The sequence below is a fragment of the Mesorhizobium sp. CNPSo 4689 genome, assembly GCF_057784325.1.
In genome coordinates, this window is record NZ_JBWLUZ010000016.1 from 1 (window position 1) to 17,500 (window position 17,500).

9 protein-coding genes, 1 tRNA gene, 2 rRNA genes and 1 pseudogene (1 of these 13 cut by a window edge) are annotated in these 17,500 nt (G+C 58.4%); 7 read left to right on the forward strand and 6 right to left on the reverse strand.

The window, feature by feature from the left end:
* Nucleotides 1-621: 621 nt before the first annotated feature.
* Nucleotides 622-1,374 (forward strand): hypothetical protein, encoded by a 753-nt coding sequence (locus AC04SI_RS19995; protein ID WP_488474766.1) that lies wholly within the window; start codon nt 622-624, stop codon nt 1,372-1,374.
* Between the two features lie 573 nt (nt 1,375-1,947).
* On the opposite strand, the gene AC04SI_RS20000 is transcribed toward AC04SI_RS19995, so the two are convergent.
* Together AC04SI_RS20000 and AC04SI_RS20005 are read right to left on the reverse strand one after the other, a co-directional pair.
* The gene (locus AC04SI_RS20000; RefSeq protein WP_488474767.1) at nt 1,948-2,538 is read right to left on the reverse strand and encodes a hypothetical protein; all 591 of its coding nucleotides are present in this window, start codon (nt 2,536-2,538) and stop codon (nt 1,948-1,950) included.
* Between the two features lie 285 nt (nt 2,539-2,823).
* Nucleotides 2,824-3,873 (reverse strand): radical SAM protein, encoded by a 1,050-nt coding sequence (locus tag AC04SI_RS20005; protein WP_488474768.1) that lies wholly within the window; start codon nt 3,871-3,873, stop codon nt 2,824-2,826.
* 400 nt (nt 3,874-4,273) lie between these two features.
* Between AC04SI_RS20005 and AC04SI_RS20010 the strand changes: the two genes are divergently transcribed.
* The 6 genes and pseudogenes from AC04SI_RS20010 to AC04SI_RS20035 form a co-directional block, all read left to right on the forward strand.
* On the forward strand, nt 4,274-7,405 hold the full coding sequence (locus AC04SI_RS20010) for an ATP-binding protein (RefSeq protein ID WP_488474769.1): 3,132 nt from the start codon (nt 4,274-4,276) through the stop codon (nt 7,403-7,405).
* Nucleotides 7,406-8,576: 1,171 nt separating this feature from the next.
* Nucleotides 8,577-9,314, forward strand: coding sequence for a hypothetical protein (locus AC04SI_RS20015; protein WP_488474770.1), 738 nt, complete (start codon nt 8,577-8,579; stop codon nt 9,312-9,314).
* A gap of 369 nt (nt 9,315-9,683) precedes the next feature.
* Nucleotides 9,684-9,872, forward strand: a complete 189-nt coding sequence (locus tag AC04SI_RS20020) for a helix-turn-helix domain-containing protein (protein ID WP_488474771.1) — start codon at nt 9,684-9,686, stop codon at nt 9,870-9,872.
* Nucleotides 9,873-10,036: 164 nt separating this feature from the next.
* Nucleotides 10,037-11,743, forward strand: a complete 1,707-nt coding sequence (locus AC04SI_RS20025) for a tyrosine-type recombinase/integrase (protein WP_488474772.1) — start codon at nt 10,037-10,039, stop codon at nt 11,741-11,743.
* On the forward strand, nt 11,740-12,798 hold the full coding sequence (locus tag AC04SI_RS20030; RefSeq protein ID WP_488474773.1) for a tyrosine-type recombinase/integrase: 1,059 nt from the start codon (nt 11,740-11,742) through the stop codon (nt 12,796-12,798). The genes AC04SI_RS20025 and AC04SI_RS20030 overlap by 4 nt, the downstream gene beginning before the upstream one ends.
* Before the next feature lie 2 nt (nt 12,799-12,800).
* A pseudogene (locus AC04SI_RS20035) lies at nt 12,801-13,871 on the forward strand (recombinase family protein); the annotation flags it as partial.
* A 177-nt stretch (nt 13,872-14,048) separates the two neighbouring features.
* Here AC04SI_RS20035 and AC04SI_RS20040 read toward each other — a convergent pair.
* The 4 genes from AC04SI_RS20040 to AC04SI_RS20055 all read right to left on the reverse strand — a co-directional run.
* Nucleotides 14,049-14,366, reverse strand: a complete 318-nt coding sequence (locus tag AC04SI_RS20040; protein WP_488474774.1) for a hypothetical protein — start codon at nt 14,364-14,366, stop codon at nt 14,049-14,051.
* 37 nt (nt 14,367-14,403) lie between these two features.
* A tRNA-Met gene (locus AC04SI_RS20045) sits at nt 14,404-14,480 on the reverse strand.
* 130 nt (nt 14,481-14,610) lie between these two features.
* A 5S ribosomal RNA gene (rrf, locus tag AC04SI_RS20050) occupies nt 14,611-14,725 on the reverse strand.
* A 96-nt stretch (nt 14,726-14,821) separates the two neighbouring features.
* Nucleotides 14,822-17,500, reverse strand: a 23S ribosomal RNA gene (locus AC04SI_RS20055); it runs 119 nt beyond the window's last position.

The following is a 17,500-nucleotide window of genomic DNA, read 5'->3' on the forward strand; positions in this document are numbered from 1 at the left end:
ATCGGGCATGGTCCGCCGTGGAAGAAGGAGCGCGAGATGATCGCTGAGGTCGCTCATCGTAACCGGCGCCGTGTCTGGAACTGCTTGCCCAAACAGGTACATGCCGGGTGCCTCGACTACGCCGCCGTCGTGACGTGTCCGGCCTTTGCACGACTTTAGAGAACGGCAGGTTTGACAAATGCCATGGCGCCTCTCGAATGTCCGAAACGCGGCGCGAAGCGGTCATATGCGGCACCGCCTTCGGCATCATCCGTGCCCAAGAAGGCGACGTTACGTGGGCAAGAGCTCGCGGGCGATAGCTCAGATTTGTGTTCTGGCGCCCCACTTGACAATCGTAAGAGCGGTTCCTAGCCGGTCGCTCTGCTCTTCGTTCTAGGCGTATAGCTCAACCGCACCGGTTAAAAAGCCCAGATCGGTAGCGCGTCGCGTCGCTCCCCCGCACGGCTTGATACGCAAGTACAAGAATAACGCCAAATGCGACTCCCCAAAAGAAATTTCACCTATGCTCCCCACAACAAGGCTTACCGATGGTGCTGTCATCGAGATAGGTGTTCTTGCATTGACTCCGAACTACAGCGGCGCAAGTGTTGAATCTGGGGGAAGACTTGGAGGAAAAACAGTATGTTTTCACGCAAATTTTGTGCAGCGGCGTTAAGCGTGCCGCTGATTGCAACCGGGTGCGCCGGGCTTCAAGAACCAACAGGGAAATACGTCCCAATCCCCATCGCAGACTTTGTTGACTCTTTGAAGTGCGATTACGCGACTTACATCGTCAACTATCATGGAAAGCACCTTCCTCTTAAAGGTTGGCCCGTCACCGGAACGATGGACTTGAACGTTTTGGTCGGCGAAGATTCCAATGCTTCGGCAGGGGCTATCATACCCTTTCAAGGCGGCTCCACTACATTTGGCGTCTCCAACTCGGTGAGCCGAAAGAAGACTGCCGTAACGACCATTACATTTCTGCTCGATTCCGACGTTAAGGACACGACCGTCTGCGACAAGGTGACGGCGAAAAATATCTCGGAAGGGATTGGGTTCGGCAAATGGCTTTTCGGAATTGCCGGGCAATTGGACGACGCAGTTGAAGGGCCACCCAAATTCGGAGTTGGCCAACTCGACTATCAGTTGGTTTTCTCGGTGGAACGGAAGGTAAAGGCCAATGGTTCCGTGAGCCTAGCGATTGTTCCCCTGTCGCTCAGCGCTGACCAGGCTGCATATCGCAATGATGTTCAGACTATTAAGATCAGGTTGGTACCTAATGAGATTGTTGTCGGCCACGATAAAAACGGCAAGCCGATCAAGAAGAAGAACGTGAAGCTCTTCAATGTTCCCGTGACGGACCAACTAAGCGGTCTTGTTCTGGCCCAGTAGCCTGTCTCGCCAACCGCATCAACGAGGCGATCGGGTTAATCAGCTCGATTGTTCAACGCCGGCAGTTATTCTGGATGCCATGGTCGTCGTCTGCATAGCGAGGTGCCCGCTAGTAGGCTGTTGAAGAAGTCTGCCGTACTGCCTTGAGAGAATAGCCTGGTTGCGTTGTGGTAGGTGGATGTGATCTTGATGATCCGTCGTCGAGCAGTTCGGCGCGGCCATCGCCTGTCACTTCATCCATCTCGTCACATCCGCGCATGTGAAGTGAATTATCGAAGGGCTATAGCTCGGATCGAGGCCGGCTTGATGGCGCCAAAGGCGATCTCGCCGTTGTTTTGGTCGTCTATGGTGATCATGGCTGTGCGCCATATTCCTCGCAACTCCGCTGGCCGGCCCTTTGGAATTTTTTTGTGGCCTCGAGCAAAGCGGATGACTGTTAAACGTGTGGAACTTTGAGGCCCTCTGGGACTAATCAGCCGGGGACGACGGGCGCGGCTACTGCTACTAGGGACTGGCAGCCGGTCGGCCACGGCTTCGCATTGATGAGCCCGCACCCGAGTAGTCGTCCGTGATCTATTTTTTATTTCTCGGTCGTTTTCGCGCCTGTGCCGGTGCGGGTCCGATATCCAGTCCCATGCCAACAATCGGATTCTCCTCGGAATATTTTTGCAGATAGTCAGCAGTAATCAGGGATGCAGGCTGGTATTTTAACTCTTTTCGGGATGGATCAGTGGCCCAATAAGACCGAAGCGTCGAGATTTCTGTCCTAAGATTGTCTGAACTTTTAATAACCTTATTCAAAGCAGTGATCGTGTCTTCTTTATCATACGACCAAAACGTTCGATAGTGATACTGTCCGCCAGAAGCTGACCAATAGGTTCCCAAGTACCTCGCACCCGGAACCTTCTCCACGTTGTCCCGGATAAAAGTCTCTTTTTCTACCAAAAATTGGTGGAATGTGGGTACTCGAGCATAGGGGACGCCAAATGTCCATTCAATCATAATACAACCCAGCGCGTAGCCAATGGCCGGCTCACACGGTTGCAACGGCAAAATTCCGTGCGTGCGAATTTCCGCGACAAGTGGCAGGACGGCCGGTGGTGCCGCGATGCCATGCCGATGTACGAGGCGCTTGACGTGTTCGATGGTTGGATTGCGTGCCACTAGCCAGTCCTCCTCTTAGCCACCAAATTATTTCTTCCGCTCCCGATTTGAGCCAGCTCGACGAGCTCTATGACGCCCTGCCGAATGAGATCCTCAAGGCCGCGCCGCAGTTCGACCCGTGCCTCTTCGCGCGAGCGCGAAGGTTCCAGCGCGGCAAAATAGGCACGCTCCAGGGATCTCCAACTTCGTCCGTCGTCGCACAATTCCATAATGAGCCACGCAGACCAATTGAGGGTGTACAGCTTCGGGTTCGCGGGCGTGAATACGACGCAAACACCCATCTCCTCAACGGGGCGAATACGTAGGCTTGCGACCTTTCGATAGGAGACGCGACGGTAAGACACGTAAGTCGACTCCGTCATTCAATGTCGAGCAGAACGGATCAGGTGCCCGCCAGCGGCCATGAAAGGCGTAGGCCGCCGACCGGCATCCCCCGCGCGTTCCTTGCGTGGCATCGCAATCCGGGCACGACTTTTCAACCACACCGGAGCGCAGTTCCTTGTAGAGAGAATGCTCCCACGTGTCGAGGAACGGCATTTCGCGAACGTTGCCGTAGTCGACGTATTCGCGCAGGTAAGCGCAGCCAATCGATCGGCCGAATGGGTCAACCGCAGCGGCCTGCCAACAGCAATTCCGGTCTGTCGGATGCCACGACTTCATCACGGTAAGTCCGGGCGGTGGTGCAAGCGAGGTCAGCACTGCCATCTGCTCCTGCAGGGACATTGCAAACTCAGCCCAGCGGGACTTGGCTCGGCCAAGCGGATAGAGGCGCAGAATCCCGGCCCGGGGGACACCAAGCTCGTGGGCAAGCTCGAGGAAATCCTGCAGTTCATGCATATTTCTTCGATTCAGGATCGTGAGTACATCAGTTTCGATGCCGGCTTCGACCAAGTAGCGAACCGCTTCGCAGGCTTTCTGGAAGCTCCCGCTAACTCCGGTAAAATAATCGTGGGTCTCGGCTGTTGCTCCCATTATGTCGATGAGCACACGCCCAACGCCGACCTGCTTGAGGCGATGCGACATTTCGCGATCAATAAGTGTTCCGTTGCTTCGCAACATGGTCATCACGCGGCGAGCGCAGTATGCCAAAATCTCAAGAAAATCTTCACGGAAAAGGGGCTCGCCACCCTCGAAATAGACGGAGATAAAATTATTGTCGACCAAGTAATCCAAGAATCTTTGCCACTCGTGAGTATTGAGCTCAGCAGACGCTTCGTTGGCCTGGCAATCTGCATAACAATGCTTGCACTCAAGATTGCAGGTTTGAGTAATTAACAATGTTACGCTTAGCGGTGACTTTAATGCGGGTTGCATTTCAACGCCTCCCTCAGCCAAGGTACCATCTCCTTTCCAGAAATCCAACCGGCGGGCGCGCAAGCGCCCGGGATGGGGTGTCCCGGAGAGAGCGCTCGCCGAGTTCGACCCGCCAGCCGGGGGCACACTCCAGAGCCCGGTCGGAGCCGGTCAAATCGGTTTCTAACACAAGCCGGCGCGGCTATTATGCCGCCGACTGGTTGGGCCCACATCGTTGTCCAACAAAGATTCGACGCTCGCTTAAGGTTACAATAACCCCGGCCCCGGAACGCTTTGTCGGGACGTACACTCACAGGTGTACAAGGTGGAGACGCTCCATATGCGCTGTCCTCGGTGTCGATTCGAGAACGGAGTCGGTCAGCGGTTCTGCGGCAACTGCGCAGCGCCGCTGACGAACGCACCTCTGTCCGACGACGCCGAGATGGCATACGGAGAGCGCAGGCAGATCACCGTCGTCTTTTGTGACCTCGTCGGGTCAACTGCGCTATCGGAGCAACTCGACCCGGAGGACCTCCGCGACCTTTTTGCAGCCTATCGACGCACCTGTGATGAGGTGGTCCGCAGTTGCGGCGGGTGGATAGCTTCCTACCTGGGGGACGGTCTTCTCATCTACTTCGGCTATCCTCGTGCAAGTGACGACGATGCCGTGATGGCAGTGCGCGCCGCGATTCAGATCATCTCGCATTTCCAGCGGCGCAGCTCTGAAATGGTCGATCTGGCCGGTGCCGGCCTGCAGGTTCACATCGGCATCCATACTGGACTGGTGGTTGCTGGTGATCTCCCGAGCGGTTCGGACCGGGAGATCCACACTATCGTTGGCGAAACTCCAAATGTGGCAGCTCGTCTGCAAGGGCTCGCGGCGCCCCAGACGGTACTCATCAGTGATGTCACATACGCTCTGATCAAGCATCGAATTGACTGTCGCGTTCTGGGAGAGCGCCACCTCAAGGGTATTTCGCGTCCGATTAGAGTCTATGTGCCATTGGCTGAATCGGCCTTCACGTCGCAGGATGCATTCGAACTTCGGACGCTTACTCCCCTCATTGGACGCACGCGCGAGATGGCACATCTCAGGGAAGGTTGGGAGCGCGTGCAGCAGGGAAACGGCCAAGTGGCACTGATTTGCGGCGACCCGGGGATCGGCAAGTCACGCCTCGTACACGCTTTTCACGCCGGCATAGCCGATGAGCATTCCGTGCTTACGTGTAACTGCGTGCCGCATTCGTCCGACAGCGCGTTCCTCCCGATCATTGATTTGCTGCATAGGCACCTTGGGTTTACCTCGTCCGACAGTGCGACCGAAAGACTGGCGAAGCTTCTGACTTCATTAAGGCAATCGCCAATTCGCGTCGAAGAATCGCTGCCTCTAATTGCCTCTCTCCTGTCGCTCCCGGTTCCCGCCGGGATGGACACAACAAATCTGCTTCCTCAAAGGCGGCGGGAGAGGACAATTGAAGTTTTGCTGGCTCTATTGCTTCAAGAGAAGGAGGGCCGCCCGCTTATTCTTATCGTCGAGGATCTCCATTGGGCCGATCCTTCGACGCTCGACGTCATCAGGCAACTTCTTCAGATGGTTCCAACTGCCAATTTGTTTCTCCTCCTGACATTCCGCCAGGAGTTCCGTCCAGCTTGGGTGGATTATCCGTACGTGATGTGGGTTACGCTCTCGCGCCTCTCCTCTGGAGAGACCGACGAGATCATTGCCAATCTGAGCGGCGGCACCGAGCTGTCACCAACGTTGCGCAGGCAGCTGATTGAACGGGCTGACGGCGTGCCGCTGTTCGTGGAGGAATTGACCAAGGGCGTTATCGAAACTGCCCAGGTCGACGATAGCGCCAAGAGTCCGTCCATTCTCAACGAAGCTGCCATTCCCGTTACGCTGCGTGACTCCCTAGTGGCTCGGCTGGACCGGCTGGATTCCATCAAAGCGACGGCGCAGATCGCCGCAACACTTGGCCGCGAATTTCCGTTCGAGTTGCTGAAGGCAGTCACGTTGACGTCTGAAGACGAGCTTATGGGCGCTCTGTCGCATCTGGTGGAACGTGAGATTCTCTTCCAGCGTGGTATCCCACCCAAGACTTCATACGTTTTCAAGCATGCCCTCATCCAGGAAGCAGCCTACCAGTCATTGCTTCGGAGTTCGCGGCGTCGGTATCATCTGCGCGCTGCGGAGGCGCTAATCGTTCAGTTCCCGGAATTCGCGGAGCGGCAACCGGAGCTAATCGCTGGGCATCTCAACCTCGCCGGCGATACGGAGCGCGCAATAAACTACTGGCAGACGGCCGGCGAACGAGCGTTGAGCCGCCACACGAACCTCGAAGCAGAAGCGCACTTCCGAAAAGCATTGGCTGCGGTCGGTAGTCTTCCTTCCTCGCGCGAGCGCGAGGGGCAGGAGGCTTCGCTCCTGATCGAGCTTGGCACTGCACTGACCGCGGTTAGGGGTTGGGCCGCTTCGGAGGCGGAGCACATCTACGGACGGGCGCGCCTGCTCTGCCAGACTATCGGGACCCCCACCCAGCTTGCGGCGGCCCTTCGAGGTTTGCAGTCGTATTACCAGGTGCGAGGGCCTCTCCAGGCGGCTCGAGAAATCGGTGAACAACTACTCGAGTTGGCAGACCAGGGTAGTGATCCTTCAATTCGCGTCGAAGCTCGTCGCGCTCTCGGCTGGTGCCTCTTTTGCCTCGGGGAACTCACAGCAAGTAGAACGCAGCTTGAGGCCGCCATCGGCGACTACGATCCGGCGTTGTCGCGCCGAAACGTCGTTGCATATGGATCCGATGCAGGAGTTGCCGGACTTGCCAATCTGGCCTGGCTCGAATGGTGCGTGGGCAACTCCGAGTATGCAGTAGAGCGAAGCTGCGAAGCAATCCGTCTGGCAGAAACGCTCGCGCATCCGCTTAGCCTCGCTTACGCACTTTGCATGTCGGCTGCTGTCTATCAGGGTCTCGACCAGCCAGAAACTACGGAGGAGCTTGCGACGAGGACCCTTGCGATAGCAACCGAGAACAGCCTTTCGTACTGGGTGTCCTGGGGTACCATTCTTCGGGGCTGGGCCCTCGCCCAGCGAGGCTCAACCGGCGCAGGCATTGTCGTGCTGAAAGAGGGAATTGAGGCGTATAGTGCAACAGGCGCCGAGCTGTTTCGTGGCTATGGGCTCGGCCTTCTCGCCGACGCCTGTGGCAAAGCGGGGAAGCCAGGCGAGGGGCTCTGCCATATCAACGATGCGGTCAACAGCACCATGTCCGTAAACGTACATTTCTTTGACGCTGAACTCCACCGGATCAAAGCAGCTCTCCTGCTACAGTCCGGGAGTGCACCCAAGGCCGCCATTGAGGCGCTTGAATGCGCCGTAAAAATCGCCCGTAGCCAGGATGCGAAGATGCTCGAGCTTCGCGCCCTGAACGATCTGGCACAATTGCGCAGGCAAACCGACCGTCCGTCTGACGATCGGACCGCGATCGCGGCATTGCTGCTGGAACTCCCCGGTGCCAGCAACGCCGATGTAGCCCGATCGAGAGAGATTCTCGCAAGGGCGAAGCGACAATTTAGTTAGGACAGTTAGGACGTTGCGGCCAGCGTCCTATTGCGGAGCGCATTATCCACGATGGCGCGCCAGACATTCTCCAAGCTCCGCGACATCTGGCTTTCTACCCTCAAACTTCGTCGCCACCTGTGACCGCAGAAAGCAAAACGGCAGCCGCCCTTCGGAGAGGAGATGACCTATGACCTTCAGCCTAGGAGCCTGAGGTGCTGCTCCTACCAGAGTACCGGAAATGTCCGTAACAGCAATTCCTGAGCCTGGTGCCCGTCGAGCTGCTATCTACTGCCCCCAGCATGAAGCGTTGAATGTCCACAGACTTATCCCGTCCCAATACCGATGGGGCATGCATGATGTGCCGCAGACCCCGCGTGTCGTCCGTCGATCAGCATCCATATTGATTTGAGAGAAAGCTCAGGACCCATATCTGGAGCAATTGCACATTGTGACAACCGAAATCCGCGGCCGCCTTCTTCGGCTTTCCGTATCAGGTATTTCCCTTTACGCTTCCCACAATAGTGTCAACTTCGTCGTACATGGGACGCGATTTCGGAAGGACGGTACCCTCGGCAAATTGCAGGACACGTTCAGTCTGCATTTCGACCGTGAGGGTTTGAACAAAAGAAGATAGCTTGGGCAGAGCCCCTAGATAGGCTGGGAGGTGACCATTCCGCACCGATTCGCCCTGTTATCTTCTCCGGCTTTGAAGCGCTCGCAACAATTGCCAAGCCCGTTCAGAAGGCATCGAACGGCGGGCAAGTTGACGTGATTGCCTTAGGGTCGGATTCATGGCCACCTCGAGCTAGCGCTGATGTTCACCACTATGCCGGCTGCCCCCAACACGAGCACAGGTTTGCCGCACAGCATCGCATCACTATTCATCCACTATTTCTCGGAATTAGGGGGGGGGCGGCATCATTTCGGAATCCAGGGGGCGGCATGCCTCGGAATTTGCACTCAGGTTCCTCATGGCATCCGGCAGGGTCGTCGGTATCAAGTCGAACTCCCACGGTTTCGACAAATGCGTTCTGCTGGCACTGAGAGCTCGCCGCTGGGCACGATTCCGAACCACAGGCTACCTATCTATCACTCGGACAGAAAGGGCCAAAGGCAACGAGGAAGCCCACGCCACCTCGGTTGAGATAGCATGGCCGGTGAATCCGACGGTAAGGCAGGAACGTGACCAGTGCGTCAGAGCAGCTTATCCGCCTATCTACCCGATCGACTTGATCGGATCATGAAATTGCTTGGCCGTGCCGCCCGCGGCAGCAAGACAGCGGAGCGTGGTGCTGTCGAACGAGCGCTGTTGGAGATCGTGCACGCTGTTGGTCTCGCCATCGACGGGAGCGAGGAGTCCGCGCTCTGGCATGAGCCTGGGGCGAACGATCCGCCGCACAAGGCATTGCGAGACGGCTTCCGTCGTCTAATACAGGCCGACCACCCCTTGGCGGTGGCGCGCCAGGATGCGGATCTGGGCGCCGAGCTCAACGCGCTGATCCGGTCGCGCTGGGCGTTACGCTGGCAACGGATGGGGCGGAAAGGAGACCCTTCTCTCCGCACGCTGGCGTGGGAGGGACTGTCGGAGGAGGAACGAGGCGAAATTCGCGCCATGGCACGGCATCTGGCGACCTTTCACGGTAAGCAGGTCCGGCGCGGCCGGCGGCATAGGTCGAAGCTTGACGCGGCAATGGAGATACTTGCCGAAAGCTTCGTGAGGTGGACAGGCCAATCAATCGCGGAGCACGAGTTGTCCTATTCAATCAACAGCCTGTTCATCCGCTTTGCAGTCGAAGTGCTGGCTCCCGTTGCGTTGTATACCGAGACGACGCCGAAGGCGCTTTCGCGGCGTTGGGAGCGCCTCGTCCAGCACGGCGGAAGAAGATCGTCCAGGACAGGGCCGATCCGCCCTCCGATTAACCGGTGACGCCCGTACCGGAACCGGTCTGGAGTCCGGCCGATCAGCAAAGGATGCTTTAGCAGCTCTGCTCTCACCGGATTGAGCTTACCTTCGAATTTGGCCCATGCAAATTATGGGTCCGTCCCTAGACGGCCAGTTTGTGCCAGGTGTGGTCAGTGAGAGTCACCCACGGTGGGCGGCTCCAACATCAGGGCGCAGAATGGCGCGGACCGTCAGGAGAGACTCGGTAAGGAGGCCAGTGGGGGCAGGTTCGCCCGCGGTTGGCTCCGTTTGTCCTTCCGATCAGCACATTTTCGAGCTGGCACGCCTCCTCGCTCGCATCGCGGCTCGCGACGCGAGGCCTAAGCCCCCCAACGATGAAGAGGACGGCTCTGCATGAGGGATTCTCACTTGCCCCGGCGTCTGCTTACCTTGCAGGAAACTGCCGAGGCTCTCGGCTGCTCCATCAAGACTATGCGGCGCAGGATTGCCGACGGACAGATTGCGGTGATCCGCGACGGCCGGCTCATCCGGGTCCATCCCGATGACCTCGAGCGGTACATCCGCAGCAGGCGTTTTGGATGACCGCCAGTGTCCACGACTGTCCAGATAAGTTCTTGTAATTACATGCATAGTGACCTGATGCCCCTCAGATTGAGCGGAGAAGGTTGTGGTATGGTTACCCGAAAACGACCAGGTGACCAGCATTGTCCACCCGAGACTTTTTCTGACCGGAAAGGAGTTTCCCGATGAACATTCAGATACCCATCGCCACCCCTGACTCGGAAGTGTTCAGCAGCACCCGGCCGCCGTCGCTCGCCGAGGTGCGGACGCGCGCCGATCTGGACCTGACCGGCAACAGGCGGCGCGACACGCTCTCCGCTTTTCGGGTGCTGGAAACGAAAGGTTCGGTAGATCTGGCCGCGACGCCGGCGACCGCAGCCCAAGTGCGGGCGATGCTTGCAACGATTTCCCCTGTCTTGCTCGACGTCACTCAAAAGCGGTTGGCCAACATTCGGTCGCTGGTCGTTGCAGCTGTCGAGCGCTTTGGCCCCAAGCGCCGCTGGATCACTCGCGAGATCACTCCGGACGAGACCTGGCGAGCGCTCCTCGCGCTGGTTCCGAAACGCGAGTACGGGTGGAGCCTCAGCCGGCTCGCCTGCTTCTGCACGGCAAGCGGAATCGCGCCCGAGGAGATCCGGCCCGATACCCTGCTTGGGCTCAATAAGGCTCTTGAAGCGGAATGCCTGGTGCAGTCGCCGCGCGGCATCCTGAAGCAGACCATCGCCATCTGGAACTGGTGCCAGCGAAACGTTCCCGGCTGGCCGCCGGTAAGGCTGTCCTCGCCGTTCAAGACCGAACCGTACATGATGCCGCTCTCAGACTTCCCAGATAGCTTCCAGGCGGACGTGGCGGCCTGGGAGGCGCGCATGCTTCACCCCGATCCGCTCGACGTCGATGCACCGCTACGGGCGCTGCGCGCCCCTACTCTGGAAGGGTACCGACTGACCTTTCGCCGGCTCGCCTCGGCGCTAGCGAGGAGCGGAAAGCTCCTGGTCCAGGATATCACTGGGCTCCGTGTCCTTTGCGAGCCAGATAACCTTAAGGAGGGCCTTCGCCCCTTCCTGCCGCGGGGTTCCGATCGCGGCACCGGATACGTACACAAGATGGCAACTCAGGTGCGCAATGTCGCCAAGCATTTTCTGAAGCTCGACGCCGGCCGGATCGACGCAATGGAGAGACTGGTCGACCGCCTTGCCCCGCCGAACGGCAACTCGATGGGTCAGCGCAACCGCAGCCGCCTTGCGCAGTTCGACGACGAAGCCGTCGTCCAGCGCCTGCTCCGCTTTCCGGAGGAGGAGTTCGCACGCGCCATGGCCATCAGGAACCCGCTGCGCCGTGCCAAGGGCATCGAACGGGCACTGGCCATCTCGCTGCTGATCTTCACCGGCCTCCGCGTCAAGAATTTGTGTCGCCTCAGGCTCGACCGCAACGTCGAGCGCCGCGGCGGGCGCGTGTTCGTGACCTTCACCGGCGACGAGATGAAGGGCCGCAGCGCGCTCGAACTGGAACTTCCCGACGAGACGATCCGTCTGCTCGATAGCTTTCTCAGTAAGCATCGTGGCATGCTGGAGGGCGCCGAGGGTCCGTACCTCTTTCCTGGCGCAGATGGCGACGCGCGTTGCTACAGCGCGATGCGGGAGGCGGTTTCCAAGCCGCTGCTCGAGCACGCCGGGATCAGGCTGAGCCCGCATCTCTACCGGCACATCATCGGCAAGATCGTCGCCGAGCGGGCGCCCGAGATGCTTCACGACCTCAGCCGGCGGCTTGGCCACAAGTCGATCAACACGACGTACCAATCCTACCTCGGCACCGAGACGCCGGCAGCGAGCCGCCGGATAAATAAACTGCTCCAGGAGGCGCGCGGCGACCCGAAAACGGGGAACATGCGATGAGCGCGAAGTACAGGGGCACTCACCTGCGGCCCGACGAGTGGCCGGCCCGGGACCGAGCAGCCTGGGAGGGACTATTTCGGGAAGGCAATCCGCTCGACGGCTGCGGATCCGCCTGCCATTGGAGGGACGGCACCCGGCGCACCAATAGGAAGCACTACGGCCGCTGGCTCGGTTGGCTGAGCACCACCGGCCGGCTCGAACCCGAAATCAGTCCTCCGCAGCGCGCGACCCCCGATCGGGTTCGGCCCTATGCCACGATGCTGAAAGAGACGCTCTCTCCCCGAGGCGCGGCTTCCGCTCTCATCGGTCTGAAATGCGTACTCCTGAAGATGCATCCCGAAGAGGACTGGCGCTGGCTCAGGGATCTCACCAACCGCTTCAAGGTCTGGGCCGGGCACTCAGCGCCGCGGCGCCGCGAAATCCTTTCCGCGAGCATGGTGTTCGAAGGCGCGCTCGAGGAGCTGCAGCGTCTCGCAGCATCGATGCCGATGACTCCCCGCCAGCGCACCCACTATCGCGACACGCTGATCGTCGGCCTTCTCACCTGCTGTCCGGTCAGGGGACGCAATCTGACGCAGATCGAAATCGGGAGGCACCTTCGGCGGGTCGGGGCGGAGTGGCATCTGTCTTTCGACGCGCATGAGACGAAGACGGGGCAGCCGCTGCGCTACGTCGTGTCGCCCGCCCTCCTCCCGTGGCTCGAATTCTATCTCGCGCAGGTCCGGCCAGGCTGCCCGGGCGCGTCGGGTCATGCCGGACTGTGGCCGGGATCGAAGGGCCTGCCCCTTGCCTACGAAACGCTCTATTCGCGCGTTCTCCTCACGACCGAACGGTTGTTCGGCGTCGCCATCGCCCCCCACGATTTCCGCACAATCGCCGCAACGGCTTTGGCCGAACTTTCTCCCGAAAATGCCCTCTTTGCCCGCCCTCTGCTTGGGCACCGCAGCCCCAGAACAACCGAGCGGCACTACGTCCGGGCCAATCAGCGACTGGCCGGCAGCCGCATCAATGCTATTCTGCGGGAAGTCCGCGACGGCGGACGGTCCGAGAGGTAATCATGGCCCGTGCTGCGATCTACGCCCGTTACTCCTCTGAGCTTTCACGCGATGCCTCGATTGAAGATCAGGTCCGCCTATGCCGTGCCCATGCTTTGCGTATGGGCTGGAACATCGCCGAAGTCTTCGAAGACCGGGCCATCAGCGGCGCCTCTGCGATCCGCCCTGGCTATCAGAAACTACTCGAGGGCGTGCAATCCGGCACCATAGATATTGTTCTTGCCGAGGCCTTGGACCGGCTCAGCCGCGACCAGGAGGATATCGCCGCATTGTTCAAACGCCTTCGGTTCCTCGGCGTCAAACTTGTAACCGTAGGCGAAGGAGAGATCGGCGATCTGCATATCGGACTCAAGGGCGCGATGAATGCGCTCTACCTGAAGGATCTTGCCGACAAGACGAGGCGCGGCCTCGAGGGGCGAGTCCGCGCTGGACGAAGCGGCGGCGGGCTTTGTTATGGATACGACGTTGTTGCCGGCGAAGAGCGGGGCGGGCGGCGCATCAATCGACAAGAGGCCGAGGTTGTTCGGCGGATCTTCGCAGAATTTGCCACCGGCCGCTCCCCCAAGGCGATTGCCCGTCGACTCAACGAGGAAGGCGTGCCGGGGCCGCGCGGTGCGTTGTGGCGGGACACCGCGATCCGCGGTCACCGCATTCGCGGCACCGGTCTTCTCAACAACGAGCTCTATGTTGGGCGCCTTGTCTGGAACCGCCTGCGGTATGTGAAGGACCCGAGGACCGGCCGGCGCGTATCGCGCCACAATCCATCCGACAGCTGGGTCGTCGAGGACGTACCGTATCTGCGAATCGTCGATGACGCACTATGGCAAATGGTCAAGGTACGCCAGCAGGCAATCGACACCGACCCGAAGGTCGAGGCTATCCGGGAGAGCCGTCGCTTTTGGGAGCAGCGCCGAGCGCCACACATTCTGACGGGACGCGCCTTCTGCGGCCACTGCGGCGGGAGCGTCGTCGCGGTCGGCCGCGATTACCTTGCCTGCAGCAATGCCCGCAAGTTAGCCACCTGCAATCAGGGCAAGGGGCTGCAACGTAGTGTTCTTGAAGAGTTCGTTCTCGCTTCCATCCGAGATCGGCTGATGCGGCCCGACGCCGTGAAGGCGTTCATTTCGGCCTATCATCAGGAGGTCAATGCTGGCCGAGATGCCGCCGTCGCGCAACGGGCACGACTCGAACGGGAACTGACAAGCGTGTGCTCCAAGCTCGATGGCATCTATGACGCCGTCGCCGATGGTCTACGAACTCCCGGACTCCTCCAAAGGATCGAGGGTCTCGAGGCCGAAAAGGCCCATCTTGAGAGAGCCCTCGCCGAGCCCACCCCGTCGCCAGTGCGTCTCCACCCGAACCTCGCCGAAGTCTACCGTCAGCAAGTGAGTGCTCTGGCGAAGGCATTGAATGATCCTTTGATCCGCGACGAGGCGATCGCGATCCTGCGGAATCTGATCACTCGGGTCGAGCTCCGCCACGACGGCGAAGGCTGGCAGATCGATCTGTACGGCGAGATCACCGCCCTGATCGCACTGGGACGAGGCCCCAATACCAAAACGCCCCACCCTGATTTTCAGGATGGGGCGATTTGTTCGGCAAAAGTGGTTGCGGGGACAGGATTTGAACCTGTGACCTTCAGGTTATGAGCCTGACGAGCTACCGGGCTGCTCCACCCCGCGTCAACCTTAGAAGTAAGCCGAAACTTACCGGATTCAAGCGCCGCCAAATGAAAGGGCCGCTTGCGCGGCCCAAAATCCCGTATGGCGGGCCTAATCGTAAGGAGAAGATTTTTCAACGTGCGTTTGGCAGACCTGGCAGCGACCTACTCTCCCGCGTCTTGAGACGAAGTACCATCAGCGCTGGAGCGTTTCACGGCCGAGTTCGGAATGGGATCGGGTGCAGCCGCTCCGCCATAACCACCAGGTCGGCAAAACGCACGTTGTTCGAGAAGCTGTTTTCTGTGCCATCCATCTCGGCGCAATCCACAGGATTGTCGCCTCAATGGGCATAAGGAATGAGAACGATCAAGCCGATCGAACTATTAGTACCGGTAAGCTTCGAGCGTTGCCGCTCTTCCACACCCGGCCTATCAACGTGGTCGTCTTCCACGGTTCTCAGGGAATACTCGTTTTAAGGTGGGTTTCCCGCTTAGATGCCTTCAGCGGTTATCCCGTCCGGATATAGCTACCCTGCTATGCGGCTGGCGCCACAACAGGTCCACCAGAGATCCGTCCATCCCGGTCCTCTCGTACTAGGGACAGATCCTTTCAATATTCCTACACCCACGGCAGATAGGGACCGAACTGTCTCACGACGTTCTGAACCCAACTCACGTACCGCTTTAAATGGCGAACAGCCATACCCTTGGGACCTGCTCCAGCCCCAGGATGCGATGAGTCGACATCGAGGTGCCAAACAACCCCGTCGATATGGACTCTTGGGGGTCATCAGCCTGTTATCCCCGGCGTACCTTTTATCCGTTGAGCGATGGCCCTTCCACGCGGGACCACCGGATCACTATGACCGACTTTCGTCTCTGCTCGACTTGTCAGTCTCGCAGTCAGGCAGGCTTATGCCATTGCACTCAGCGAACGATTTCCGACCGTTCTGAGCCCACCATCGCGCGCCTCCGTTACTCTTTAGGAGGCGACCGCCCCAGTCAAACTACCCACCATACATTGTCCCGGACCCGGATAACGGGCCGCGGTTAGACATCCATAGTAATAAGGGTGGTATTTCAAGGGTGGCTCCACCTGAGCTGGCGCCCAGGTTTCAAAGCCTACCACCTATCCTACACATGCCACTACGAATGCCAATGTAAAGCTATAGTAAAGGTGCACGGGGTCTTTCCGTCTAACCGCAGGAACCCCGCATCTTCACGGGGAATTCAATTTCACTGAGTCTATGCTGGAGACAGCGGGGAAGTCGTTACGCCATTCGTGCAGGTCGGAACTTACCCGACAAGGAATTTCGCTACCTTAGGACCGTTATAGTTACGGCCGCCGTTTACTGGGGCTTCGATTCAGAGCTTGCACCCCTCCTCTTAACCTTCCAGCACCGGGCAGGCGTCAGACCCTATACGTCGTCTTGCGACTTCGCAGAGCCCTGTGTTTTTGATAAACAGTCGCTACCCCCTGGTCTGTGCCACCCTCCTCTGCTTGCGCAGAAAAGGGTCACGCTTCTTCCGAAGTTACGCGTGCAATTTGCCGAGTTCCTTCAGCATAGTTCTCTCAAGCGCCTTGGTATACTCTACCAGACCACCAGTGTCGGTTTCGGGTACGGTCTATAAGGAGGAGCTATTTCCTGGAACCACGCAGCAGCCCTTTCAATCCGATAAGATTGGACTACCTCAATGATCCGTCACTACCTCCAGGCCCACGAATATTAACGTGGTTCCCATCGACTACGCGTTTCCGCCTCGTCTTAGGGGCCGGCTAACCCTGCTCAGATTAACTTTAAGCAGGAACCCTTGGTCTTTCGGCGGGGGAGTCTCTCACTCCCCTTACGTTACTCATGTCAGCATTCGCACTTCTGATACCTCCACCGCCCCTCACGGGTACGGCTTCATCAGCTTACAGAACGCTCCGCTACCGCTCGTATTGCTACGAACCCTAAGCTTCGGTGTATGGCTTTAGCCCCGTTACATTTTCGGCGCAAAGACCCTTATTTAGACCAGTGAGCTGTTACGCTTTCTTTAAATGATGGCTGCTTCTAAGCCAACATCCTGGTTGTTTTGGGATCCTCACATCCTTTCCCACTTAGCCATAACTTGGGGACCTTAGCTGTAGGTCAGGGTTGTTTCCCTTTTCACGACGGACGTTAGCACCCGCCGTGTGTCTGCCGACTAGTACTCCCAGGTATTCGGAGTTTGGTTAGGTTTGGTAATCCGGTGAGGACCCCTAGCCCATCCAGTGCTCTACCCCCTGGGGTATTCGGTCGACGCTCTACCTAAATAGATTTCGCGGAGAACCAGCTATTTCCGAGTTTGATTGGCCTTTCACCCCTAGCCACAAGTCATCCCGAACTATTGCAACAGTTATGGGTTCGGTCCTCCAGTAAGTGTTACCTTACCTTCAACCTGCTCATGGCTAGATCACTCGGTTTCGGGTCTAATGCGACGAACTGAACGCCCTATTCAGACTCGCTTTCGCTACGCCTACACCTATCGGTTTAAGCTTGCTCGTCACACTAAGTCGCTGACCCATTATACAAAAGGTACGTGGTGACCCTTGCGGGCTCCCACTGTTTGTAGGCAATCGGTTTCAGGTACTCTTTCACTCCCCTTGTCGGGGTGCTTTTCACCTTTCCCTCACGGTACTAGTTCGCTATCGGTCATGCACGAGTACTTAGGCTTGGAGGGTGGTCCCCCCAATTTCAGACAGGATTTCACGTGTCCCGCCTTACTCGAGGACGATGATTTGCATTACGCGTACGGGGCTGTCACCCACTATGGCCCTACTTTCCAGAAGGTTCCGCTTGTCTCATCATCGCCACTGGCCTGGTCCGGGTTCGCTCGCCACTACTTCCGGAGTCTCGGTTGATGTCCTTTCCTACGGGTACTTAGATGTTTCAGTTCCCCGCGTTCGCCACTTTATCCCTATGTATTCAGGATAAGTTACCTATTATCGATACTTGGAAACCACAGCAGCAAGTTGCCCTGCTGCTCTGATTTTCCAAGTACCTTAGGTGGGTTTCCCCA

Coding starts and splice junctions, on each gene's coding strand:
- AC04SI_RS19995 (WP_488474766.1), top strand. CDS start 622: ATGTTTTCACGCAAATTTTGTGCAGCGGCGTTAAGCGTGCCGCTGATT.
- AC04SI_RS20010 (WP_488474769.1), top strand. CDS start 4,274: ATGGCATACGGAGAGCGCAGGCAGATCACCGTCGTCTTTTGTGACCTC.
- AC04SI_RS20020 (WP_488474771.1), top strand. CDS start 9,684: ATGAGGGATTCTCACTTGCCCCGGCGTCTGCTTACCTTGCAGGAAACT.
- AC04SI_RS20025 (WP_488474772.1), top strand. CDS start 10,037: ATGAACATTCAGATACCCATCGCCACCCCTGACTCGGAAGTGTTCAGC.
- AC04SI_RS20030 (WP_488474773.1), top strand. CDS start 11,740: ATGAGCGCGAAGTACAGGGGCACTCACCTGCGGCCCGACGAGTGGCCG.